General features: G+C 55.6%; 20 protein-coding genes. 16 read left to right on the top strand and 4 right to left on the bottom strand.

Annotated elements, in window-relative coordinates:
* Positions 1-106 precede the first annotated feature (106 nt).
* The 3 genes from ligA (at position 107) to BJQ17_RS13560 (ending at position 3923) form a co-directional block, all read left to right on the top strand.
* On the top strand, positions 107-2113 hold the full coding sequence (gene ligA / locus BJQ17_RS13570) for an NAD-dependent DNA ligase LigA (protein ID WP_023383777.1): 2007 nt from the start codon (positions 107-109) through the stop codon (positions 2111-2113).
* A 60-nt stretch (positions 2114-2173) separates the two neighbouring features.
* The gene (locus BJQ17_RS13565; protein WP_023383778.1) at positions 2174-3241 is read left to right on the top strand and encodes a toprim domain-containing protein; all 1068 of its coding nucleotides are present in this window, start codon (positions 2174-2176) and stop codon (positions 3239-3241) included.
* 142 nt (positions 3242-3383) lie between these two features.
* A complete protein-coding gene (locus BJQ17_RS13560) occupies positions 3384-3923 on the top strand; it encodes a DUF882 domain-containing protein (protein WP_023383779.1) in 540 nt (179 codons plus the stop codon).
* Positions 3924-3969: 46 nt separating this feature from the next.
* Here BJQ17_RS13560 and BJQ17_RS13555 read toward each other — a convergent pair whose 3' ends face one another.
* From BJQ17_RS13555 to BJQ17_RS13540, 4 genes are all read right to left on the bottom strand, one after another.
* Positions 3970-4875, bottom strand: a complete 906-nt coding sequence (locus BJQ17_RS13555; protein WP_023383780.1) for a hypothetical protein — start codon at positions 4873-4875, stop codon at positions 3970-3972.
* Positions 4876-4886: 11 nt separating this feature from the next.
* Complete coding sequence (locus BJQ17_RS13550; protein ID WP_054893914.1) at positions 4887-6161, bottom strand: hypothetical protein; 1275 nt, start codon at positions 6159-6161, stop codon at positions 4887-4889.
* Complete coding sequence (locus BJQ17_RS13545) at positions 6154-7914, bottom strand: type IV secretory system conjugative DNA transfer family protein (protein ID WP_054893913.1); 1761 nt, start codon at positions 7912-7914, stop codon at positions 6154-6156. The genes BJQ17_RS13550 and BJQ17_RS13545 overlap by 8 nt, the downstream gene beginning before the upstream one ends.
* 64 nt (positions 7915-7978) lie before the next feature.
* Entirely contained in the window at positions 7979-8851 is an 873-nt protein-coding gene (locus BJQ17_RS13540) for a hypothetical protein (RefSeq protein ID WP_054893912.1), read from the bottom strand.
* Positions 8852-9073: 222 nt separating this feature from the next.
* Between BJQ17_RS13540 and BJQ17_RS13535 the strand changes: the two genes are divergently transcribed.
* The 13 genes from BJQ17_RS13535 (at position 9074) to BJQ17_RS13480 (ending at position 24104) form a co-directional block, all read left to right on the top strand.
* Positions 9074-9685 carry an OmpA family protein gene (locus BJQ17_RS13535; RefSeq protein ID WP_054893911.1) on the top strand — a complete coding sequence of 204 codons (612 nt, stop codon included), beginning with the start codon at positions 9074-9076 and terminating at the stop codon, positions 9683-9685.
* Positions 9682-9966: a type IV conjugative transfer system protein TraL gene (gene traL, locus BJQ17_RS13530; RefSeq protein ID WP_054893910.1), complete on the top strand. Its 285-nt coding sequence runs from the start codon at positions 9682-9684 to the stop codon at positions 9964-9966. Before BJQ17_RS13535 ends, traL begins: the two co-directional genes overlap by 4 nt.
* Positions 9967-10024: 58 nt before the next feature.
* The gene (locus BJQ17_RS13525; protein ID WP_023383786.1) at positions 10025-10657 is read left to right on the top strand and encodes a TraE/TraK family type IV conjugative transfer system protein; all 633 of its coding nucleotides are present in this window, start codon (positions 10025-10027) and stop codon (positions 10655-10657) included.
* Positions 10654-11499 (top strand): type-F conjugative transfer system secretin TraK, encoded by an 846-nt coding sequence (locus tag BJQ17_RS13520; RefSeq protein WP_054925610.1) that lies wholly within the window; start codon positions 10654-10656, stop codon positions 11497-11499. Before BJQ17_RS13525 ends, BJQ17_RS13520 begins: the two co-directional genes overlap by 4 nt.
* A gap of 2 nt (positions 11500-11501) precedes the next feature.
* A complete protein-coding gene (locus BJQ17_RS13515) occupies positions 11502-12704 on the top strand; it encodes a TraB/VirB10 family protein (protein WP_054893908.1) in 1203 nt (400 codons plus the stop codon).
* Between the two features lie 14 nt (positions 12705-12718).
* Positions 12719-13327: a type IV conjugative transfer system lipoprotein TraV gene (gene traV / locus BJQ17_RS30005; protein WP_082412207.1), complete on the top strand. Its 609-nt coding sequence runs from the start codon at positions 12719-12721 to the stop codon at positions 13325-13327.
* A 19-nt stretch (positions 13328-13346) separates the two neighbouring features.
* Positions 13347-13688: a TraA family conjugative transfer protein gene (gene traA, locus BJQ17_RS13510; protein WP_060500575.1), complete on the top strand. Its 342-nt coding sequence runs from the start codon at positions 13347-13349 to the stop codon at positions 13686-13688.
* A gap of 112 nt (positions 13689-13800) precedes the next feature.
* Positions 13801-16233, top strand: coding sequence for a type IV secretion system protein TraC (gene traC / locus BJQ17_RS13505; protein ID WP_054893906.1), 2433 nt, complete (start codon positions 13801-13803; stop codon positions 16231-16233).
* Between the two features lie 180 nt (positions 16234-16413).
* Complete coding sequence (locus BJQ17_RS13500; RefSeq protein ID WP_023383792.1) at positions 16414-16878, top strand: hypothetical protein; 465 nt, start codon at positions 16414-16416, stop codon at positions 16876-16878.
* 4 nt (positions 16879-16882) lie between these two features.
* Positions 16883-17446 (top strand): S26 family signal peptidase, encoded by a 564-nt coding sequence (locus BJQ17_RS13495; RefSeq protein WP_041925802.1) that lies wholly within the window; start codon positions 16883-16885, stop codon positions 17444-17446.
* Between the two features lie 29 nt (positions 17447-17475).
* Positions 17476-18447 (top strand): conjugal transfer protein TraF, encoded by a 972-nt coding sequence (traF, locus tag BJQ17_RS13490; RefSeq protein WP_082412208.1) that lies wholly within the window; start codon positions 17476-17478, stop codon positions 18445-18447.
* A gap of 11 nt (positions 18448-18458) precedes the next feature.
* Complete coding sequence (locus BJQ17_RS13485; protein ID WP_256559633.1) at positions 18459-19898, top strand: conjugal transfer protein TraH; 1440 nt, start codon at positions 18459-18461, stop codon at positions 19896-19898.
* 9 nt (positions 19899-19907) lie between these two features.
* Positions 19908-24104, top strand: a complete 4197-nt coding sequence (locus tag BJQ17_RS13480; protein ID WP_023383796.1) for a conjugal transfer protein TraG N-terminal domain-containing protein — start codon at positions 19908-19910, stop codon at positions 24102-24104.
* Positions 24105-24189: the final 85 nt, after the last annotated feature.

Here is a 24189-nt window from a genome sequence, read left to right as displayed (position 1 = left end):
GGCCGGCTTACCGCCAGCACAATTTGGCGCACGAAAAAGAAACATGTACGCATAATACTGGCAGATTTATAATCATGCACACACCTATCCTGCCAGTGGAAAAACCATGTCTGAATTCGCCCAGGTTGAGCAACGCCTTCTTCAACTCCGTGCAGAGGTCGCTGGACACATGGATGCGTACCACCGACTCGATGCCCCGACGATCCCGGACGGAGAATTCAACCTCCTGTTTCGTGAACTGGAGCAACTGGAAGCTGCGTATCCAGATCTGGCTACCGCTGACTCACCAACGCAGCGGGTCGGTGGCCGGGTTCTGGAAGAGTTCCTCCAAGCACAACACGATGTCCCAATGCTGTCGCTCAAAGACGCCATGAACGAGGAAGAGGCCCGGGCATTTGCAAGCTCTGTGGTGGATGAGCTGTCACAGCCGGCGGACATCGAGTTCACCGCTGAACTGAAGTACGACGGCTTAGCGCTTTCGGCTCGATACTTGGCTGGCGTCCTGGTTCGCGCAGTCACCCGCGGGGATGGAACGACCGGTGAGGATGTAACGGCACAGGCCAAAACCATCCTGAACTTGCCCCTGACCCTACCAGCGGCCACTGATCTGGAGGTTCGTGGCGAGGTTGTCATACTCAATAGCGATTTTAAGATCGTGAATGAGCGCCTCAAGAGCCAGGGCTTGAAGACCCTCGCCAACCCCCGCAACGCCGCCGCCGGCAGCATGCGCCAGCTGGACCCCAAAGTAACTGCGTCCAGGAGACTGTCTTTCTACGCGTATGGCGCCCAAGAGCTCGACGGCACCCCTGCGTTCAAGGCAACCAAACAGTGGAAGATCATTGAGGGCTTGCTGGAGCTCGGATTCAGCATTGCCCCGGAAACGACCGTGGTCCACGGCTGGGATGGCATCAAAGGGTTCTACGATGCGGTGGGTGCGAATCGCCACAACCTCCCAGTAGCCATCGACGGCGTCGTATTCAAGGTCAACTCCCTCGCCGACCAAGAACGCCTTGGCTGGAACAATCGCACCCCCCGATTCGCCATTGCGTCCAAGTACCCAGCAGAGGAGGCCGTCTCCGTCGTCGAAGACATTGTGGTGCAGATCGGCCGAACGGGGCCTGCGACCCCTGTGGCAAAGCTCAAGCCTGTGCGCGTCGGTGGCGTAGTGGTATCCAGCGCCAACCTCCACAACGCCGATCAGATCGAGGCCAAGGGTATCAAGGTCGGTAGCACCGTCATCGTTCGCCGAGCGGGCGATGTGGTACCGGAGATCGTTCGGACAGTGCCCTCGATCGGCGATAAGACCCTCTCCCACTATGTGATGCCGACAGAGTGCCCGTCATGTGGTAGCCCCCTCGTTCGCCTGCAGGGCGCCGTCGAGCTGCATTGCCCAGGTGGCATTAAATGCCCGGCACAGAAGCAGGGCAAGATCGCTCACTTCGCGTCTCGGCTGGGAATGAACATCGACAACCTGGGCGACAAGTCGGTCTCAACTCTGATCGCCGCCGGCCTGATCAGCATGCCTTCCGACTTGTACAGTCTGAACGACAAGGTCATCGCACCGCTCCCCGGGTTTGGGCCGGTCTCAGCGAAGAACCTGGTCGCGGGCATTGAGGGCTCGAAAGCTCCGGACCTTCCGCGATTCATTTTCTCGCTGGGGATCGAGGGTGTCGGCGAGGCCACCAGCAAAGCTCTGGCGGCGCAGTTCGGGTCCTGGTCAGCATTCCGCGCAGCGACTTACGCGCAACTGCTGGCCATCGCGGATGTTGGGGATGGTACCGCCACCAACATCACCCGATTCTTCGAGGATTCTACTCTCGGTGCTGAGGCAGATCGGCTGGCCACGATCACCACACCCAACGACTTCGCTGCCATCGGCGGGGCCTCGCTGAAAGGGAAGGTTGTCGTCCTCACCGGCACTTTTCCAACCCTCAGCAGAGAGGCTGCCAAAGCTCTGGTCGAAGGAGCCGGGGGGAAGGTCTCAAGCAAGGTTTCAAGCAAAACCAGCTTCGTCGTTGCCGGCGAGGCAGCAGGCTCGAAACTCGAAGCCGCCAAGGACCTGGACATCGATGTGTGGGATGAAGCCCGGCTATTGGCCGCCGCCGCGGGCTGAGTATTACAGGCCGGCGTGAAGCATCACAGAGCATTAAGATTTCATCTGGAGAACCAGAAAATGTCAGTAACTAATGGACCATACAAGCGCGATGCTAATGGAGTCGCCTATGAAGTCGACTTTGAGTATGTGCGAGATAACGTCCCGCTCGACTGGTTCTTCGAGCACATGCTCGGTGCGAAAGCGAGACCATCAGCAGGTGCAATTCGGTACAACATCTGTCCAAACCCTGAATGCGGAGCTTCTTCCGTTCACTCGGTGAAGATCAGCGTGAAAAACGGCGGGTGGCTCTGCTACTCGTGCGGTGAGCAAGGTGACGTGGTCGCTGCGGCGGCATTTTACTGGGGGAAATCTCATCGGGAGGCAGGTCTTGACCTGATGGGCGCCGATGTTGAGCTGCTGAAGCACTATGTTCCGCCCAAGCCCATGGACGCGATCCAACGCGATGACAGTGCTCTTGCGCTGGTATTGCAACGCGTCGCCGAAGCTTGCAGTTATCCCTCGAAAGATGCCCTGAAGTACTTTGCTGGCCGGGGTATATCTGAGGATGTAGCCCGGGAAGCTTGCAACCGAGGCATCCTCATCACAATCCCGAACAACCCGATGGAAGCCAAGGGGTTCTTGACTGAAGTCGCAGGGCAGGAACTGATGGTGAAAGCGGGCCTGTGGAACCCCGAAAAAAAGGCGCCAGCCTGTGCATTTCGGCCACTGTGGTTTCGGTCGCAATCGCACTGTGCTGCTGAGTTTAGGCTCATGCGTGAACCCAAAGAAGGGGAGAAGAAGGCCATGCGGTACGGCGGAAAATCTCCTTGGATCTGGGAAGGCTCTGAAAGTGAGTTCATGATCGTCGAAGGTCCGATCGACATGTTATCAGCCGTCGAAATGGGGTCGAAAAGGACGATCTTCGCGCTTCCTGGTTGCGAGAATTGGGAGCCTGAATGGTTCAACATGATGGCCAAGAAGAACGTGCTTCAGGCGCTCGATCCTGATAAGCCGGGCTTCAAGGCTGCAGAGAACCTCAAGCCAGTGCTAGTGGCTCTTGAAGCCAACCTTGGCACCTTCAATCCACCCAACCGGGTCGGCGACTTAAACGAGCAGCTCAAGCACATGCGTGGCCTCCTAAACTAACCCACCAAACCCGGCTCTCGCAGCCGGGTTTTTTTGGCTTGTTACAATGCGACCCCGGGGAGTGTGTCGGTAGATTCATAACGCGTACACATACATCAATACGGGTGATAAAATCACCGCTCAGAGAAGTGGAGCCCCCCTTTTGGACCGTCGAACATTCCTGCAATATGCCCTCGGCTTGGCCGCTTCCTCAACTCCGCTGCTCTCAAGCGCCAGCACCTTCTGGGATCAACCCAGACGTCTCTGGCTGAAGCGTGAGATCAAACCCGGGCAGTGGGAGGAGGTCGACAAGGTCTATTACCAGAACGGTCGACTCGATTGGTCCGGCTATGACCCCGTGTGCCGACTGATGCGCGATGTTCACACGGGCAAGGCTGTGCAGATGAGCCCTGTGCTCCTGGACATCGTCGCAGGAATTCAAGGTTGGTTCAAAATTCACGGGATAACGAAGCCCATCATCGTGCTTTCAGGGTATCGCGAAGAGTCGACCAACAAGAAGGTGGGTGGCAAAAAGCACTCTGCGCACCTAAGAGGTGGCGCTTGCGACCTCACAGTGCCAGGCGTACCGGTAGACTACCTTCGACGACTAGCCCTATATCTTGAGGGCGGCGGCGTGGGCGTTTACCCAGGCCGGAACTTCATTCACGTAGACGATGGAAATTTGAGGGTCTGGCGGGGATAGTACCAGGCTCTCGCTCGATGAAGAGCCTGGCTGCCCCCGATCATGCTTAGAACATGCTGGACCAGGAGATCTGGTTGACGAGGGGCTTGTGAGGGAGCAAGGCCAGGTCCACGGCCCTCAGTGCTGGGTTACGGCCGGTGAGGTACCAGCAATCATTTTGCTGACTCAGCATGTATCGATCACACAGCCGCTCCAAAGCCGAACGATAGGCCTCTGTGACATTGCCGCCGGATGCGAGTGCCAGCAGGTCAGCCGATCGAATGCCAGGCTGCCCCCACGCTACCCGAGCAAGATCGTACCCTTCATCACCGGCCAGGATGAAGATCTCATCCGCAACAGCTTCTGGCACGGGGTCGATCATGAAAGGAAACTCGACCGGGAACACGTACCAGCGACGCCAGAACTCGTAGTGGATCCGCAGACGAATGACGTCCTTGCGAGCTCCAAGCACCTCACAGCACTTATCAAATGCCCAGTCGCCAAGGGTAGGCCCGAACACCCATTGGGCAGCTGTCACATACACATCGGTCGGCAGTTTCTTCGCGAACAAAGCCTCGACGTTGGCCTTAATGATGCGAAACGCGAGACGCGTTACGCCGTCCTCGAAATCCTCTTCATCAAGCCGGCGCAGCTCATCCTTCTTCAGTTTTCGTCTTTGCGCTCCAAGGTTCGATAGATTATTGAGTGCGGCGAGCCCAAGTTCTTCAGCAAAAGGATATGACTCGACCACAGTTTCGTCAGTCCCCAGAAAATCCACTTGAGCATCGTCTGCAGCGTTATCAAGATCGAAGGCGTCAAGACCTTCGAAAAGATTGGCGCTATCAAAGCTCTCAAGCCAGTTACGAACATCGCCAGGATCAGAAAGACCGCCAGAATCGTCAGATAGAAGCTCAGATCCGAAGACATCATTTTCTTCCTCGTTGCCCAGGGGCATATCAGTGAATTCGTTCATTGGCACCACCCTTAAACCGGAACTGTTTGCGTGAATTGATCTGCGCCAGCCATTCGGGCATGCTGGCGCCTGGCCGGCCATCTGATGTCGGCCGCTGTGGCGAACCTCACTTCACCCGGGGTGGCCACACTCGCCCAGGTCACCTGGTGCTCGCCGGAAACAATCGCGTAGTCGGTGGTGCCCATCGACAAGAGTTTTTGCATCACATCCCCTGTGCCCTGGGCTTGCTCAGGCTCCGTAGGCAACAGCTGCGAATAGACCTGCGCTGCCGACTCGGATTGAGGTTTGAACAGAACCAGGTTGCGAGCTCGACTCAGGCAGGCCTCGCGCAGATCCAGAGACTCACGCCCAAGATCGTCGAGCGAACCAGCTGCAACCCATACGCTCATCACCTGCTCAGTCTGTGGCGAGAGCAGCTGCTCGATGCTCGGGTCATTGCAACCACCTGGATCGGTGAACACAGCCAGCGCAGTGGGTGCACCAGGCTCACCGATCGACCGCAGAACAGCATCCGCCAGATTCGAGATCACGATGCGGCGGAGATTGGACGCCGCCTGGCCTCGGCCGATGTAGGGAATTGCGAGATACACGATCTTTCGTGTTACCAGCGCCTCGTGCAGCACGACGTCAGGCTGGTAGCTGTTGAACACTTCACCCGCTCTACCGGCGCCGAGCATGCACATGCTCCCAGCGAGGCCCGAGAAGCGTCCTTTCAGCTTTACCGCACAGATGTCGCCAACATCATCCTGAAAGGCCTTGCAGGCCTGCTGCAGGGCTCCCAGCTGCACTGAACGAGGGTATGCAGTGGCCATGTGTTCGATCAGCGCTGAAATAGCGTCAGGCTTCATCACGAACATACCCAGATCAAGGTACGAGTAGGGCAGGCCAGCGAGCTGCAGCGAGGACACAATCGCCCGAACAAGAGCTGCGGTTGGGGTTGAATCGTGACCTGCCGTCGCATCCTGATCCGCGAGGAAATTCAAGACATGGCTCGCGACCTTGGTAGGAGCTGTGTGCAGCACCGGGTTGTAGGTATGGCTCAAGGCGGGACTACCAGGATTCACGATGAGCAGATCAGCTCCCCGGCCAACTGCAGTGCTGGCGCCGATCATCGCTCCCAAAAGTGATTCATCGACCGATGAGCCGACCACGAAGACCGCAGCGCCGGCTGCAATGCGTCGCTGAATCACCTCCCTGATCAGTTGCCCCTGGCCCTCAGTGCTCTCATCGAGCACAAGGGTATGCCCGGGCACAACATGAGCGCCCTTAGGTTCTACGTTACTCATCTCTCAGCTGCTCCTGTTGTTTCTTCCGCCCACCAGTGGGCAGCCCGCTGCCACCCAGGTACTTGTCACTATTCTTGAAGAAGTCCGCACCCTTAACGGACGGCCTGCGGAAGTGGTTGATTCGAATAGGGCCGATTTCTTTCTGCAGCTTTCTGTCGATGCTGATCATCGGCACCCGGACGTTGAAGATCTGGTCTCCGCCGTACTGGATGATGCATTCCCCCTTACCGAGCGCTTTGAGGTCATCCGGCGAGACCTTGTACTCCTCCTGCTCTCGCTCACCGACCGATATGCCGGCGGCAGCACCGGTGCCACCCTCTGGCGCCACATTGAGAAGGGGGGTGCTACTGCTTTCGTTCTGCGTACCGCTCAATGACTTCGTGATACCGATTTTCATGCCGATGAGGTCTGCACACTCAACGGCCGTGGCCTGGGTACCGATCTTGAAAAAGATCTTGGTCCAGGTGTTACCGATGACCATCTCTTTGAAGTCAGGAGAAACCACATCCAGGTTGGCCAAGGTCTGGGCTGCGGGGAACAGTGCCATCTGCGCGCTGCGCCCCTGTTCAAAGGGGCGTGCTAGCGACTGAACGGCGTAACTGCCCAGCTCATCCATGAAATTGAAATGCGGGGGGTTAGGCCGGTCCTCTTCAGGCAGCGCCTGGATCCACGAGATAGCCGTACGCAGGTCGCCCAGGAACATCTTGCCGAAGTTGGAGGCGGCTTCGTTTTTACCCATCGTCGGGAGAGCGACGTAGATGATCTTCTTCGCCCGGATTGCTTCGAACAGGTCGATCTCGGGGGCGTAGGTGTTCATCACGTCACCGAATTTCCCCGTACCGAACAAGTACATCCGGCCGGCAAGACCGCCGAACGTTTCCTTCATCCGCTTGATGTCAACCACGTTCTCCATGCCCGGCTTTCCGCCGATCTTGTATTGCTCAAGGAACAGGGAGAAGTTCTTGGTCGCCGGGTTGTGAGGCTGGGTCTTCTTGAGCAGGGTTTCCAGTTCCTCGATCGCTTTGTGGTTCATCAACAGGATCGTGAAGTCGATGAAGTTGTAAGCGAGGCCAGCAGCTTGCATTGCCGCTACGAGGGTGGTGATGCCTTGGTTCGCCGACTGTTTGTAGTGGTCAGCGCCAGGGTTATTCTCGGTAGAGGGAATGATGGACAGGATGCGGGCGGCGATCTCATCAGGGTCACCCCTGAGGATGGGGTTGTATGTATTGCTGAGTGATGGGTTACCCGGGTTCAGAATCAACAGATCCTGCTCGCGGCCCGCCCAGACGCAGTACTGGTAGATCGTTTGAATGTCGTCCGCATTCATCTTACCGTCGATGAACGTCAGGCCGCCGCCACGCTGGATCTGCTGGAACATCATCAGTTTGCCCAATACGGTTTTACCTACACCGGACTGGCCCAGGATAAATCCATGCCGCATGAAGTCTTCATCAGGGACACGTACAGGCTGTCCCGTGTCGGTAGTGAAGCCAAGCAGCAAGCCATCTCCGTGCGCCAGATCGGTAGCCGAGCGGATATTGATCTTCGACTCAAGGAGGAGCTGGTTCTTCCAGAAATCAAAGACACGGTTGCCCACGTACGCCGCACCCGCAGCCCCCATGGCGAGGGGGAGGGTGGCCGGCACAGAGCTGAAAAAAGGCGATGTCAGAAGTCCACCAGCACCGATCGAACTCAGTGCCAGGGTGTCTTTGAAGCCACCGATTTTCGAGCGAAGTATCTGATCCATACTCATGGAGGTGAGCCTTAAGCTACGCACAAAAAAACCCGAGCACCATGAGGCGCCCGGGTTGTGGGGGTTAGAGGAAAACGCTCGACTCGGAAGCCTGCGCATTGTCTTTCTCTGCTGCGGGTAAGCGCAGCAGCGGCGATTGCAAAAGCGTTTGGATTTCCATCTGCGACAGGAGCTTGTCCTGCTCGATGGTGGTCCGAACGCCTGGCACGTCCTTTACGGTCTGCCCGGTTTGAGCAATTTGATCCAGCTGATCCTTGTACTTCTGGTACCGAGATTTCTCTGGCGGTTGCGTCGATGTCTGCTGTTGGGTATCTGATTGAACAGTCTCAGCTGCACCTGTTGTGCCTCCAACTGATTCGTTTACCTGACCATGCTGGGCTTCCTCGCGGAGACCCTCGACATATTTGGTGTCATCGAATTTGCCAGTGAAGACATCGGCACTGAAGCCAAGCAACGAAAGGCATTTTGAAGTTGCGTCTGTGAGACTTTTCTTGGCGTGATCCTCATCACTACTGATGATTCCGTAGGAATCTCGCGTGATGTAGGTGGTAGCGCCGAACTGCTTCACTGAACCGCGGAATCCCTGTTGCAGGTACCACAGCTCAACGTACACCTTGTGAATGACTTCTTTACCAACGACCTGGCCATCCACAACGAACGGTTTCCCGTCCACGTACGCTTCACTGATCAGCTCGACACCCCAGCCAAGGCCAAAAGGTCCGAAAACCTCAGTAGCACGCTTGATCTGATAGATGGGCGCGATCGCGGTCCCCTGGAAACCACCCTTGTTGAAGGACTTGGTCTCATCAGGATTGGTCTTCTCAACCTTGTTCCACACCTGCAGGCCAATAGAAGCCGCGGCCTGGCCCTGGCTGGCCCACAGCGATTCGCCGTTGGCCGAGCTTTGGTGGGTTGCTGCGTCTGTTCTGGTTTGCATTTTTGACTCCTACGACTCTGCAAAGAGGGAATACCTAATGCAGGGGTATGAAGCACAGCTGCTGATAAGGTGGTGGGGCTAGACCGCGAAATCGCCAAAAGCGTTTGCAATACGTAACACGTCGCTATATTTTAGGCGCCACAAGAGGACGGTTGCAACAAAAAGCCAACTATCTGTATTATCGCTACGTGTTATTTAGCATTCCAAACCAACGAGTATCCTATGATCACCTTGAACAGAGCCATTCTGCTTGCGTCGCTTGCGCTCTCAGCAAGCACCGCGGGTGCCGTTGATGTGCGACAGGTAGTGGTTCCAGACAGCTACGGCGTTGCGATTGAGCCCGCGCATGCAGGGCACGCGCTTGTTGAATCCATTCGCGACACCCAGAAGAAAGCCGAATCTCCGGTCTGGACGGTGACTGAGCCAGCCAGGCCTCGGGCCCTGATGCCGGCAGAAGAGGCTCTGCTCGATGCAGAAGATGCAAAGATCGCCGAGGAGGCCCGTCACACGCGGACCACGCTCTACTTTGACTTCGACAAGAGCATGCCTACGGGCTGGTGGCCGCTGACCAACGTCATCGCTGACGCACTTCGCGTCGGCAGCACCATCACCCTGATCGGTTATGCGGACGAAGTGGGCGAGGCGATTTACAACCAGCGCCTGTCCGAGAACCGCGCCATCGAAGCTGCGCGTTACCTGGTTCGGCACGGTGTTAAGAAGAAAAACATCAAGGTTTACGGCCGGGGCAAGCGTGACCCTGTATCTAGCTCCGATAGCTCGATGAACCGTCGGGTCGAGGTCGACATCGTTAAAGCTGCGGGGAAACCTCTGTGAAGGAGATCGATATCCCGCGCTACGTTGACAGTCAGACGCAATTACTTTTTTGGGAAATCGATGAGGCTGCGATCTTCATTGGCTGCCTGGGCGCAGGTATCGCACTGGGGGGCTGGGCAACCATCGCTTCCCTCGCCGGCGGCTGGTACGCAGTAAAGCGGTTTAAGCGTTTCAAGAGCGGTGCACTGGACGGCATTCTGCATCACCTCTGCTACGAGGCAGGCGTCATGGGGCTGAATAAACACTACGACGACTCTTCGAAGCGCGACTACTTCTACTAAAGCTTTCGAACGACTTTATTTGTACGCGTTATGTATTCGATAGCGCTTTGAGGCCGCAATGAAGATCAAGAAAATGCAGAACACGATGGAAGGGCTGAAAAGTCTCAGAAACTTCCAGACCTTGTCGATCGCGTGCCTTTCGGTATCGGTCCTGCTGCTCACTTTCAACCAAATGGGGCAGCACGAAACCACACGTTTGGTGCCGCCGAACCTGGACAAGGCCGTGAAGGTTGGCTGGAACAACGCGGACGACGAGTACATCAAGTCCTTTGGCCTTTATGCCTCGACTTTGATGGGCAATGTCACGCCCAAGAACGTGAATTTCATTGCCGACTCTGTTAGCGCCTTCGTTGATCCGAAGATCTACGCAGACGTGCGCAAGAAGATGTTCGTGTTGGCCAACGACCCCGTGTTCGCAACGAATGCTGGTTCTGTGTCCTGGAACGCCACTGACATCAGCTACGAGAAGGAGACGAAGAAGGTTTTCATTCTCGGTTCGATGGAGTCTCGCAGCGCAACCGGCAAGCCCAAACCGGACTACCAAGTGGTCGAGTACGTCATCGAGATGCGTGCGGGCCGCCCTTGGATCACGGGTATGGACCACTACCCAGGCAGCACCCCAAAAACACTCAAGTGGCTTCAGTCTCACCCGCCTAAGCCAGCAGAACCAACCAAGGAGGCGCTTCAGTGAAACGCTCAGCCATTGCTCTAATCGTGCTGGCCACCATCCATGCATCCATCTCATGGGCTGATGGGATGGCGGAAGTAAAATTGCCGCCTGTTCCTACGGCAGCAAAACGAGTCAAACCTGTCGAAGCGCAGCCTCTGCCTGGCTTGGGCGTTATGCCTGGCGCCGAATCTGATTCGCGCACCCAGGTAGTTCGCGTGAGCTCGGACCGTAACGAAGTTATTTACGTTTCGAACATCTTGCCGAACCGGATTTCCACTCCGTTCGCTTCGCCTAAAGCAGTCGACCAGCAACCTGATGATTTGGATATCAGTACGATCGGTCAATCGCTTTATGCGACGATGAAGACGAAGGATAAGCCAGTCGCACTGTACGTGACTGGTTCTAATCCAAACGACCCGGTCATTTCTTTGACCCTGATTCCGAAGGAGCTCCCACAGCAGACCATTACGCTGCAACTGGACAAGCCGATGGTGGAAACTGGCGGTCATGCGTCCGAGAACCATGCGCCCGACAGCAACAACTACACCGATACTATTCGTTACGTGTTGCGAGAAGCAGCTCTCGGCAAAACCCCTGAAGGCTTCAGTGAAGGTCTGTTGCCTGCGTCGGCCGCGAACATTGGCAACGTAATTGCCTATCCAAAAGTTCGTTACTCCGGCCCAGAGTACGATATTTATCGTTACAGCCTGCAAGGAACGTCCAAAACCGACGTCGATCTTGATGAAGGTACGTTCTACAGCGATGGTGTCCGCGCTGTGTCTTTCTTCCCGACAGCCACCCTACGTGCCGGCATGACCACTGATGTGTTCATCGTCTCTGATAAGTCGGCTACGGGGAATTAAGCATGGCTATCAAAGACCAGCTGAAAGATAAGTGGCAAGATCTTAGCCCAGGCGTTCGATCGACAATTGCAATTATTGGCCTTTTAGGCTTCTTGATGATTGTCGGCTCTGTAATTGTTGGCAATGACAAGCCCAAGAACAATACGAAAACCGAAGGCACTTCCGACACCAAGCTGCTCTTGCCTCGTGGAGATAATAATACTCCTGAGCAGATCATGGCTAAATTGGCTTTACAGGACAAACGTTTTAAAGAGATCGGCCAATCGCTCAAGCAGATGGAGCAAGATCGCAAAGATGATCGCCTACGCGCCCTTGAAGAAGAACGACTGCGGGGGCAACGGCCTGACCCTGTTACCCAGGACACGCTTCGCGAGCTGAAGCGCTTGGGTGATCGGATGGACAAACTGGAGCTTAGCAAGGGCGGTACCGCTCCAGCTCTGAATGCTGCGTTGCCAGGCTATGAAAGCGCAGCTGGCACTGGTGAAGCCCTGCAAGAGCCGAAACCGAAGGTAGCAACCCTGCGGGTCACTGGCGGTACCCAAACGGCCCGGAATGAGGCCCCGAAGCAGGCAGAGAAGCCGACCCCGGCGATGCCAGCCGGTTCGTTCTTCGAAGGTGTGCTGCTGAACGGTATGGACGCGCCAACCAGCTCCACAACGCAGAAAAACCCTGTGCCGACGACCATGCGAATCAAGTCTGACGCCGTACTGCCAAACAAGTACAGCGTCGATGTTAAAGAATGTTTTGCGCTCGCTTCTGGCTACGGTGTTCTTTCCAGTGAGCGCGCTATGCTCCGGACAGAATCTTTCTCTTGCGTACGCAAAGACGGAAAGATCATCGAAGGGAAGATGGAAGGTTACATCGTTGGCGAGGACGGGCGGGTCGGTATGCGTGGTCGACTCGTGTCCAAGCAGGGCCAGATGATTGCCAAAACTTTGGTTGCCGGCGGTCTCTCGGGCCTCGCACAGGGCATGACACCACAAACAATCCCGCAGTTGAGCCTGGGTGACAGCAGCACCACTCAAACCCAAAGCGCTGACACATCGACCATTCTGCAAACTGGTGTTGCTAAAGGGTTCTCTACTTCCGCGAATGAAATTGCCAAATTCTACATGGAGATGGCTCGCGAAATGACTCCGGTAGTTGAGATCGACGCCGGCCGCAAAGTTACGATCATGCTGGTGAAAGGGATCGAACTGAAATGATGAAAGGTAATCATATGAAACGTACTGCATTAGTCGCAGCGCTGTTGCCTATTGCTCTTCTGAGTGGTTGTTCGTCCTGGTTGAATACCGCCGGCGATGACGAGTTCTCATGCCCAGGCATGCCGCAAGGCATCATTTGTAAGTCGCCAATGGCTGTTTACAAGTCCACAGAACAGAGCCCAGCGCTGACCGACAGCGATATGCCAATTGGTCAGAAGGCACCGAACGTAAAGTACGGTGACGACATGGGAAAGACTGCCGGCTCTGAGCATAACCTCAAGGTATCCAATGGTGTGCCAGGGCCAGCTGTTGCGGATCTTGCTCGACCGGTTCGAGTTCCAGCCCAAGTCATGCGCATCTGGATCGCTCCGTGGATCGACAGCAAGGACGATTTGCACTTTCCGTCCTACCTCTTTACCGAGATTCAGCCACGCACTTGGTCGTTCGGAAAATCCGAATACTCAGGCCAAGGCATGGTTGTTCCTCACCTTGAGTTAACCGCTGTACCGCCAGTCAATGTTGCCGCCCCTAAATCGGAAAACGTTGCTGCAGAACCAACCAATTACGGACCGCAAGTTACGTCGTCCGCAATCCCATCCACAACTGACATCAATCTGAACTGATAACACTGGGAGCTACACAATGACCGCACAAATCGCACAAATCGAAACCACCGCAGTAGCCGCTGCTCCATTCAAGAAAATCGACAAACGTGCCCTGGTGAGCATGGCTGTGGTCGGTCTGGCTGTCGCCGTCGACGTGACCGCCGGCGCCGACTCCACCTTCACCGAGATCGTCATCAGCCTCGACGGTTGGATGACCGGCTCCCTCGGTAAGGTCTTTGCCCTGGGTGCCCTCGGTACCGGCCTGGCAATCGGCGTGGTCAAGCAATCGGTCATGGCCGTTGTGACCGGCGTAGCCGTAGCGCTCTCTGCAAGCGTTGGCCCAGGCGTACTGACCAACATCTTCACCGCAACGCTGTAACGCCCCTCAAGGCGCACTAGGTCGCTAGTGCGCCTTTTCAACTGGCTCTGCCTGCGGGTTGCCCTCCAGGCCTTCCAAGCCTACTCAACCACCACATATGGCGAACAGTGAAATGGCAGCTTCGAAAGCGACGCTCAAAGGGGATAGAACATCCACCCCTCAAAAAAAACTCAATGTCAGGGCTATCGACCCCGACTCAAAAGTATTCTTTTGCTCCGACGGGAATGAACATTACCTCGGGGCATGTTTTGTATCTGACGCCCTGACAGGCGCCAGCTCCTCGACCGTCGACAAGCTTCAGTCTGCCCTGAGCATGAACTTCGCGGCAGGCACCTACATTCAGATCGCAATGCTTGAAAGCCCCGATGTCGGCGAATACATCGATGCCTATTTGAACAGCAAGCCAGCGCTGAACCCGATTCTCAAGGCTCTCTCACGCCAGCACGCCAACCTGATTAACGGTGGCGTTGATAATCCGCTGGTTCAGCGGAGTGGTGTGATGCTGAATCGTCAGCGCGTCATCGTGACCGTGAAGTTCCCTTGCCGCACCGATAGCCCCGATGACGCAGACATCGCGGCGACGAAAGAATCGGCCGACCGGGTCACGGAAGCGCTCAAAGCAGCGTCGCTGAATCTGTTCCAGCTCGATGCAGTTGGCTATCTGGTGCTCATGCGAATCCTCACGAAGCTGTGGGATGCTCCTCGGTCGCACTACGATGAAGATCAACTGATCAAGGACCAGGTCTACTACCCTGGCGACTCCATCAACTACGATGACCCGTCGACCATCAATTTCAATGACGGCGCCCACTATGCGAAAGCGCTGAGTGTCAAACACTTCCCTCAGAAAACCAGCCTCGCAATCATGAACCACATGATCGGCGACCCGAACGGGCTTTCGAACCAGATCACCGACCCGTACTACATGGTGCTGACCATCCACTACCCTGACCAGGTCGTGAAGAAGGACGAAGTCAAGCAAACGTCCTCGATCATCAACCACCAGGTCTTTGGGCCCACAGCTCACCTGATACCCATCCTCAGCTACAAGAAAAAGGGCATCGACACCCTGGTTCATGAGATCGACGGCAAGGGTGCGATCATCGTTGAGGTGAACTTTACGATTTTCCTTTTCTCGCGTGACAAGCAGCGCCTGAACAAGTTGTCCGCGGGCCTGCAGGCTTACTACACCTCTCTGGCTTTCGAGCTCCGGGAAGACAGGCGCATCCTTGAAGCTCTCTGGAACAACCTGCTGCCACTCAATACGTCCAATGAAGGCGTCAAGAACCTCTATCGCTTCCATACGATGGCAGTGCGACATGCCTGTCAGTTCCTACCGATACTCGGCGAATGGACAGGTAGCGGCATGGGTGGGGCAATGCTGCTGCTCACGCGCCGTGGCCAGCCTGCTTTGGTTGATCTGTACGAGTCGAGTACCAACTACAGCGGGATCATTTTTGCTGAGGCCGGCGCTGGCAAGTCGTTCTTCACACAGAAAATCGCCGCCGACTACCTCGCTGCAGGCGCAAAATTGTGGGTGATCGACGCCGGCCGGAGTTACCTGAAGCTGTGCAAGATGGTTGGTGGCGAATTCATCGAGTTCAAGCCTGAGTCGGATGTATGCCTGAACCCGTTCACGCATGTTGAAGACTTGCACGAGGAAATGGACATCCTCAAAGCCACCATCGCCAAAATGGCCGCACCGGAGGACACGCTTAACGATTACCAGCTGTCCCGTGTCGAGCAGGCCATTACCAGTACCTGGGAGAAGTTCGGCAACGCCGCAAATATCACCGCTGTTGCAGACTGGTTCATCAATCAATCGGATGACGAAGAGTGCCGGCGCTTGGGCCGCCAGCTGTTCCCGTTTGCCGGTGGTCAGTACACCAAATGGTTCGATGGTGAGAACAACCTGGACATGAGCAACGCGTTCATCTGCATGGAGCTGAGCGATCTGAAGGGGCGCCCAGCTCTTCAGCAGGTGGTCCTCCTGCAGTTGATCTCGCGCATCAACCACGACATGTACAAGGCGCAGCTGGGTGAGCGAGGCCGGAAGAAAATCCTCATCGTCGATGAGGCCTGGGAGATGCTCGACGATCCAATGATGGCCAAGGCCATGGTTGCTGCTTACCGCAAAGCGCGGAAAGAAGATGGTGCGGTGCTGGTAGTAACGCAGGCTATTGGCGACGTCTATGCGTCGAAAAACACCGAGGCAATCGCCGCAAACTCGGCCTGGCAGTTCATCCTGCAGCAGAAGTCCGAATCGATCGACTCGGCCATCGACAGCAAGCAGTTCAAGATCGAACCTTACGGGGCTCACATGCTGAAGACGGTACACACCATGCCCGGCAAGTACAGCGAGATTATGGTCAAGCGTAGCGAAACCGATTGGGGCATCGTGCGCCTTGTTGTGGATGAGTTCCACAACGTGACGTTCTCCTCGAAAGGGGCAGCCCGCAACGAGATTCTTGATGATCTTGACCGTGGGGTCGATGCGGTAGAGGCAGTGAACAATTACATGGCCCGCCAGAGCTCTGCGGCGTAATCAGGCCAGCAAGCAGTCAGCACCTGCACCATCACCACCACTGCAATAAAAAGCCCGGCCATGCGCCGGGCTTTTTATTGCGGCAAACTGATACTGTGGTCGTAGTGCTACGTGTTATGATTGCAAAAATAACTGCGCATTGAGCGCTACCTCTTTCCACCGCTACTAGGGAACGCCACGATGACTGATACAGCGAATAGCCAACAACAACAGCCAGGGGAGCAAATCCGCCCTGATGATGACCAGGTAAGGACTAAGCCAGCACAGGGTGGCAAAGCCCAGCAAGCACCTGCAGGGGTTTCCTTTCTGACATGCGCCTTCGTGGCTCTCGCTGTATCCGGCTTCACCAGCTTCATGGCTTATCACTTCGCCGGGCAGAACCTCAGTTCGGGAGCACAGGTAGTGCTGGTTGATGGCACCAAGCTCGCCAATGCGCAGATGAAGCGTACTCTCGATAAGGCCGGCTTAAGCCCTGAGCAAGCGCAAGCCGACGGCCTTGCATTCGTGACAGAACTTCAAAATGTACTGAAGGGGTACACAGATTCAGGGGTGCTGGTGATCAACTCATCGGTAGCCCTAAACGCACCCGCGGGGCTGAACGTTACCGGCCAGGTTGCACAGCACCTTGGCCTTGAGCTGGAGTGATCGCATGAACTCTAAAGCACTGGCGTCTCGACTGGTGTCCCCGCTCAAAACCCTTCGGACAGACAAAGCACGGCTTCGATTTCTTCGAAACTCGCTCATAGGTATCGCCGCTGCGTTCATCGTTGCAATTGCGGCCGTTACGACGTTTCGCCAGGACTACCGGATCGGTGTTGATCTTGCGTCAGTCCGTTGCCTGCCCTGGCGCCTGTACATGATCACTTATGGCCAGCCTGCTGACCTCAAACGGGGTGATTTCGTCGCATTCGTGCCGAAAGGCGGCCTCATGGGCGAGCACTTCGAAGGGAAGACCGTTGGAAAGATGGTCGCAGGCCTCCCGGGTGACAAGCTGGTCGTGAAGAACAACGTCGCCTACATCGGCGATCGACTGATCGGTGAGCTGGACCTTATCGAAAAGCTGGGCAAGAAGTCCGGCGATTTCGACCGTGTCATGACAGTACCGGCCGGCAAGATTCTGGTCATTGGGACTGAGCCAAGGAGCTATGACGGCCGCTACTGGGGCTTCCTAGATTCGAAGCTGATCATTGGCAAGGTAGGGCCCATCATCTGATGAAAGCTCCATTCGAACGACTCAAGCGTATGCGTACGCGTGAAGGATTACTAAAAAACATTCTAGTATCGGCGCTATTGTCTATCGCCGCCTTGCCCAGTGTTGTCTATGCGGATGTCGACAGCGGATCTCCGAGGTTCATCGAGCGCAAAGCTGAGGGGTGGTTTTTCTACAAAGATCCAAAAGAGACTGCACCGCCTCCGCCATTAATCCGTCAAGAGCCCAAAGCTCCCAGCGAAAAACCTGACTCCAAAGAACCGACAGTTCACCCGTTTTCTGTTTCGTGGCTGCGCGAAAACATGCCGAAGCTGTTGGACGCCGCGATCGACGACCCTAGCAAGGAAAACGTTGAGGCGTATCTCTACGCGCAGCGCGTGGCCATGGACAAGTCCCAGCGCTATGCAGAGATGACAACCCGTGTTGTGGCCGCCGATCCATTCCTGGACGAGAACAACCGAGTCCCTATCGCAACTTACACGAAACCATTCTTCCTGAGGAATGCTCAGGCCGGTGTAACTGAGGCACTAAAACATGTCGCGACCGTGGGCGGCTTGTGGGTTTTCTTCGATTCGAAGTGTGAATTCTGCCGACCTCAAGTGAACACCGTTCAGAAACTGGCCAAGGAGTATGGATTTGTCACGAAATTCATTTCCATGGATGGCAAACCTCTACCGAATGTAACGGAATTTGAGAAAAACACCGGGCAAGCGAGCATTCTGAACCTGCGCATCACGCCAACTACAGTTCTCGTTGTTCCTCCGAACAACTACTACATCGTATCGCAAGGGATGATGGCCCAAGACCAGCTCGCAGAGCGGATCATCATTGCAGCTGACAGCAACAATCTATTGCCGAAAGACATTGCACAGAAAATCAATACATATGATCGAGGCGTCTTGACCAACGAAGACACTCAAAAGGGTGCGAGTGATGATCCAAAGCAGTGGGTTAAATACCTGAAGGACAAACTGGAAGGCCGCTACGAAGGGGGGCAACAATAATGCGGAATATATTGAAACAGCTGGTATCGTTATTACTGGTGGCAACACTTACCATGGTTTCAGCACCTGCATCAGCTGGACTTGCTGATGCGCTTGACGGCATGTTCATGTCGAACAGCACCAGCGCGGGCGCCTTCACAAGCCAAAGCCGCGGCGGCATGGTAGGCGGTGGCGCAGCCCTTCGAAGCCCGGTTCGTAACATTAACCTGGTTGCTTTCGACCCGCCTCGATTCTCGGCCGGTTGCGGCGGGATTGATATGTTCGCGGGGTCATTCTCGTTCATCAACGCAGACGCCCTGGTTGCATTGTTCCGCCAAATCGCAGCGAACGCTGTTGGGGTTGCGTTCAAAGCCGCCATTGACGCTATCAACCCGGCTCTGGGCAAGCTGATGCAGGACTTCCAGAATAAGCTGCAAGCCCTGAACCAGATGATGAAGAACACATGCGCTGTGGCGAACTCCATCGTCAAGTCGTTCACAGATCCATCAGCTCGAAAAGAGATGGTTGACCAGGCATCGACGGCGGCCTCGGCAGCAACTGGCTCCTTCTCTGATCTGTTCGCTGGTTTGACAGATCTATTCAGCTCTCCGAACAGCAGTTCTGACAAAGGCACCAATGACGGAAGCTGCGAGGAGTGCGGCAACCCTGTTTGGAAAGCCCTTACCGACACCTCATCAGGCCAATACCTGGGTAACCCCGACACTGGCGAAGCTGACAGCAATCTCGCTAACGAAGTTGTGATGAGCATGATTGGCGCAGTAGTTATGACTGCGCCGGACAGCTCCTCGAAAAACTCTGACGGTTCTGAAAAGCCTAAGGTTGGTCAAATTTATAGCCCAACCTTGACACTGATGAATTTCAAAAACGGCTCAAGCTCCAACAGTACGCCGCTTAAACTCCTGCATTGCGACAACGGGTACGACCGCAACAAGTGCACTAGCATCAACCCCAATAAGACATTGAGCTTTGATGGCACCTTGGGCTACACCAACAAAATGCTGTTCGGCTACGCACAAGGCGCGACAAGTGGTATAGCTAGCACTTCGATTGTAGGCAAGCTTACAAACTGCACCAGTAACTCTTGCGACTTCACTGCAGCACAAAAACAGTTCATCAACTCTGTCAAAACACCTGCGCTTGCCTTGATTAGAAAGGTACAGCAATTCCCTGGGGCAATTCAGGGTGTTGCGGAACAAATGGCGCCAATCATCGCAAATGAACTGGCCCTGAAATATGGTGAGGCTGCTCTGTATGCAGCGAACCAGACATTCAACGGAGTTAAAGGCATCAAACCTGACTTTGTTGACCAGAACATTAACAAGCTCGTTCAGGAGCTCGCAGCCATCAGGGCGGAGGACGCAAACTTCCAACCAAGGGTTGTTGCTACCGAGCAGTGGATTAAGATGATTTTAACCAGCAACCCAGCGATCTTTGTTAAGCCGGGCCTCTAGGGATATATTATGGACTTCACTGTATTTGTACTAGGTGATGTTTCGACTTTTTACAATACGCTCAACAGCGTAGCGATGATATTCAACGCCAAGGGTTTCATGACTGGCGTGTACCTCGTTGGTGGGTTCATTGCGCTGATCTCAGGAATTATGTTTGTAATTCAGAAAGGCGCTTCGGAACAGTTCATCCCTGCAAACGGACCTGTGGGTGGCCTGTTTGGCTTCGCCATGATGGTTGCGTGTTGCACCATTAAGGCCGATGTGAAGATCGAGGATATCTACACAGGGACGGTCAACAAGGTTGATAACGTCCCCCTTGTAATCGCGGCACCAGCCAGCTTGTTCACAACGACAATGTACGGACTGTTTGAAAAAATCAACACAGCCTACCAAAGCACCTCAGGGAGTTACATGGCCGTCACTCAGAATGGCTTTGTCACTCCGTTGAAACTGCTTCTTACACTGCGCAAGGGTGTGGAGAATGTTGACCCGTACCTTGTGGCCAGCTTGAAACAATACATTATCGACTGTGTTCCTGGCTCAACGACATTCAGCATTGCGGATTTCCAAAAATCCACAAATATTGTTTCTTATGTATTAGGCCATTCCCGCGGCACGGGCCTTACCACCTATTGGGATAACGTCAATATTGGAGGCTCCGCTCTTTCTTGCCAGGAAGCACAGACCAAGATAGCACTCAAGGTTGATGCGTTCCCATCCTCCGCAGCCGCGAAACAAATGATCAATGCCGGCATGAAGGTTAAGAGCCCTTCGGGCAGTGCTTACACGCCTGACGATGTTAGTGCTGCAATTACCAACCTGGTGCCTTCGCTGTGGTCTGCCGCTCAAAGCGCTGATGATTTCATGGTGAACGCGCTGTTCTACAACTCTGTAGTAGGGACATACAACTGTCTAGATAGCGTTTCCGATCAAAACAGCTTCAATCTTTGTATGACATCGTTGACTCAGCAAGACGAGCAGTTCCGCTCCGATGCTGCGGCGTCTGGCAGTTTCTTTGCAAAGATCATGACACCGACAATGGTCTTCCTTCAGATTCTCTTCTTCGGCTTCGCGCCCATCGTCATCATTTACAGCCTGTTTAAAGGGGCTGGATCGCTGATGATGTATGTAAAGTTTCTGGGGTTCGGGATATGGACTACTTCCTGGCTGCCATTTTCCGCTGTGATTCAGATGTACATCCAAAACGATGTCGCAGAGAAACTGACTGAGTTCACAGAAGCTGGCCTAGTACCGAGCAACATGAAGGCGGTCTATTACGATGTTCTTGCAACTAGGCTGGGTATCGCATCGGATATGCTGGCCGCCACACCACTCATTTCTGCAGCAATGCTTGGCTTGACTGCTTACGGCATGGTAAGCCTTGCCAGCCGCTGGTCGGGGCGCGACCACAATGACGAGAAACTTCAGTCTCCTGATCTTGTAAAAAATGGGGCACATGTCGATGTGGCAAGCCGTAACCAGTACCAGTCAGAACATTCCGGCAGTGTAAATAACGGTCTGTCACTCAATGGCGCCAACTGGAACACGGCGGATCTAAAAAACACGCTAAGCACTTCCACCCAGAGTGCCTTCGGTTCCGACCATTCTAAGCGCAGCGAGAGCTCCTCAGCTGTCGAGGCCTCACTGCGCCAAATGTCCTCCTACAAATCCGGTGACAGCTGGACAGATCAGCGCATGCAATCGCTCGATCGCCAGCACAGCAATATTTCCCAGCAGGCGATGAAGCTGGGGGATAGCATTGGTCAGGCCTTGGGGTTCACTGGGAAGGAGATGAATTCCTTCAAAGAGGCGTTCGACGCGAAGGTGGGTTTCAGCGGTATCTTCGGCGGTGTTTCTGCTGGCATTCAGAACGCCACTGGGAAAGATATGACCAAGTCTCAGGCCTCAACCATTGCATCCCAGTTTGGTTCAGAGATCTCCAAAAATGAAAGTGACATGTCCGGGTGGAAGGCCTCAGTTGCTGATACGTTCTCTCATAGCACTGGCAGAGAAGCCGCAACTGAAAACGCCTTGGGTCGACGTCTGAGTGCAACCACCGCCGACACCCAATCGTCGTTCAATCGCTTCCAGCAAGCTACATCAGCGGAGGCCGGCGTTTCCGCAAACGCGAAGATCAGTGAGGAGACCACCGGCGGGAATCTCACCCGATCGCAGCAGGGGATGCAGGCGCTCAATCAGGCAATCGCCGGGCTCAGCGATTCGCAGCGCAGTGAATTCAACAAGAAATTCCCCGAGCTTGAAACCCGCTATGCCCAGCAATCCACTGGCATGGTTGGCGCTCGTGAGTCAGCCCAGCTGTGGGCCCTCAAGTCCATTGGGGCGGACACAGAGTTCGCGAATGTCATTTCGGCTATGACTGGAAACGTTGTGGGTGGGCCGAGCGAAGGTGATGCGGCCAAATTCCAAGGCGTAGGTGGGCGAGCAGCCCAGGTCAGTGACAACCCAGCCGGTCAGGTTTCTCGCGCTAACATCGGCAACCCGTCGACCAATGTTCCCGGGGTCAATCCGAATCAGGTCGGCCCTACTGGTGCTCCACAACCACAAGAGCTCAGGGAAGTCGCATCTGGAATGGATCCATACCGTTCCTACGAGGACCGCGAGACCTATGTATCGTCGCAAATGCCAAGCAGCCATGCCAAAGCTCAAGAGCAGATGCGGGCGGGTAAAACAGCACTCGAAAATGCGGACACTACCCTTTCCCCTGAGCAGATCCGCGACACAATGTCGGTCAAGCCAATCACGAACACCATGGTCGGCGTAGGCCAGGCCGAGCAGCAATGGGAGCAAGAAAACCCTAAAACTGCGATGGCCGTTACGGCAGCGACTATGTTTGTGCCAGGCGCAGGATGGGGTGGAGCAGCTATCAAAGGGACTCAAGCGACAAGAGCGGTTCTGGCAGCACGCAGCGCTGAAACTGCCTTGAAAGCAGCTGAAGCCGGTACCGAAGTTGCTCAGGCTGCACGCGTGGTCAATGCAGCTGGGCACGAGGTACCTGCGCTGCTTCGTGGCCAAGGCCAGGCTTCGCGGGTCGTGAACGCCGAACATGTGGCAGAAGCTGCTGAAACTGCGAAAGCCGCTGCAGCTACTGCGAAGACTGCTGGCCGCGAGGCCGCAGCCGCCACCAAGCTTGCTGGCAACGTTTCGGTTGTTCCAGGGATGATGATCGCTTCCGATCACATGGCAGACAACTACAATGCTGATGTGGCCGCCAACGGCAAGCCTGAGCGCTTTGAGCCCGGCTCAAGTGTGCGCTCAATGCTCCAGAGTGATGGCGCCACACCTGGCCCTCAAGCACAGAGTGGTCAGCCGCTTGTGACCCCAATGCCGGCGCGCGCCGACGCTCTTGCTCCCCTGGGCGGACACGCAGGCAACTTGATGGCTGCCCCGGGCGAAAATACGCAAGCTGCAGCCCATGGCCAGCCACTGGTCACACCAATTAATGCAAACGCTGAAGCGCCTGCCCCAGCACCAGCTCCAATACGACAGGAGGCGCCCCATGCACAGAGCAGTCAGCCTGTAGCAGCGGCAGCGCTCGCCGGGGGGGAGGGCAACGCACCGATCCGCCAAGACGCTGCACCTGTTCAAGCCAGCCAGCCCGTGGCGGCCGCAGCGCTGACCAGCGCCGAGGCACAGGCACCAATCCGTCAGGACGCTGCACCTGTACAAGCCAGCCAGCCCGTCGCGGCCGCAGCGCTGACCGGCGTCGAGGCTGCACCGATCACAGGTCACGCAGGGGAGCTTAGAGCGGCCCCAGGTGAGGGGCTCATGACCGCGGGGACTAGTCAGAACCTGATGGAGCCCATTGGTCACGCGTCCACCGCCGCTCACACCGGTCAACTCCATATGGGTTCGCAACCAGCCATGGCCGAGTCCCACACTGAACTACAAGCGGGCGAAATGATGACGGCATCGGGTGCTGGTTTGATGACTGCTGGTGCCCAATCGCAGGCTAGCGCTGGGCTCTCAGCAGGTGAGCCACAACTGTCCGGCTCAGATAATGGGTCAGGTAGCCCATACGGTGAAGGCATGATGGGAGCTGCGGATGCTTACGAGTCGCCGTTCAGTGGAGGAGGGAAGCCGGCACCCGTTACGCGAGTGATGACCCTGGAAAACACCGTTGTTACCCCGGAAGACAAGGGTGATGACGACGCCAAGCCGCCGACGACGAGAGGGGGCAAAAGCTAACTACAGCTGAAAAAGAAAGCCCGACTATGCCGGGCTTTCTTTTTTGTAACGCTGCCCGCCTTCGGACTGTACAGCTCTTCTTTGT

The organism is Pseudomonas sp. NBRC 111139, assembly GCF_001753955.1.
In the GTDB taxonomy this organism is placed as follows: Bacteria; Pseudomonadota; Gammaproteobacteria; order Pseudomonadales; family Pseudomonadaceae; genus Aquipseudomonas; species Aquipseudomonas alloputida.
Note: the sequence above shows the minus strand (reverse complement) of the source record. Positions and strands in the feature narration are given on the sequence as shown.

Coding starts and splice junctions, on each gene's coding strand:
- ligA (WP_023383777.1), top strand. CDS start 107: ATGTCTGAATTCGCCCAGGTTGAGCAACGCCTTCTTCAACTCCGTGCA.
- BJQ17_RS13565 (WP_023383778.1), top strand. CDS start 2,174: ATGTCAGTAACTAATGGACCATACAAGCGCGATGCTAATGGAGTCGCC.
- BJQ17_RS13555 (WP_023383780.1), bottom strand. CDS start 4,875: ATGAACGAATTCACTGATATGCCCCTGGGCAACGAGGAAGAAAATGAT.
- BJQ17_RS13550 (WP_054893914.1), bottom strand. CDS start 6,161: ATGAGTAACGTAGAACCTAAGGGCGCTCATGTTGTGCCCGGGCATACC.
- BJQ17_RS13545 (WP_054893913.1), bottom strand. CDS start 7,914: ATGAGTATGGATCAGATACTTCGCTCGAAAATCGGTGGCTTCAAAGAC.
- BJQ17_RS13540 (WP_054893912.1), bottom strand. CDS start 8,851: ATGCAAACCAGAACAGACGCAGCAACCCACCAAAGCTCGGCCAACGGC.
- BJQ17_RS13535 (WP_054893911.1), top strand. CDS start 9,074: ATGATCACCTTGAACAGAGCCATTCTGCTTGCGTCGCTTGCGCTCTCA.
- BJQ17_RS13525 (WP_023383786.1), top strand. CDS start 10,025: ATGAAGATCAAGAAAATGCAGAACACGATGGAAGGGCTGAAAAGTCTC.
- BJQ17_RS13515 (WP_054893908.1), top strand. CDS start 11,502: ATGGCTATCAAAGACCAGCTGAAAGATAAGTGGCAAGATCTTAGCCCA.
- traV (WP_082412207.1), top strand. CDS start 12,719: ATGAAACGTACTGCATTAGTCGCAGCGCTGTTGCCTATTGCTCTTCTG.
- traA (WP_060500575.1), top strand. CDS start 13,347: ATGACCGCACAAATCGCACAAATCGAAACCACCGCAGTAGCCGCTGCT.
- traC (WP_054893906.1), top strand. CDS start 13,801: ATGGCAGCTTCGAAAGCGACGCTCAAAGGGGATAGAACATCCACCCCT.
- BJQ17_RS13500 (WP_023383792.1), top strand. CDS start 16,414: ATGACTGATACAGCGAATAGCCAACAACAACAGCCAGGGGAGCAAATC.
- BJQ17_RS13495 (WP_041925802.1), top strand. CDS start 16,883: ATGAACTCTAAAGCACTGGCGTCTCGACTGGTGTCCCCGCTCAAAACC.
- traF (WP_082412208.1), top strand. CDS start 17,476: ATGCGTACGCGTGAAGGATTACTAAAAAACATTCTAGTATCGGCGCTA.
- BJQ17_RS13480 (WP_023383796.1), top strand. CDS start 19,908: ATGGACTTCACTGTATTTGTACTAGGTGATGTTTCGACTTTTTACAAT.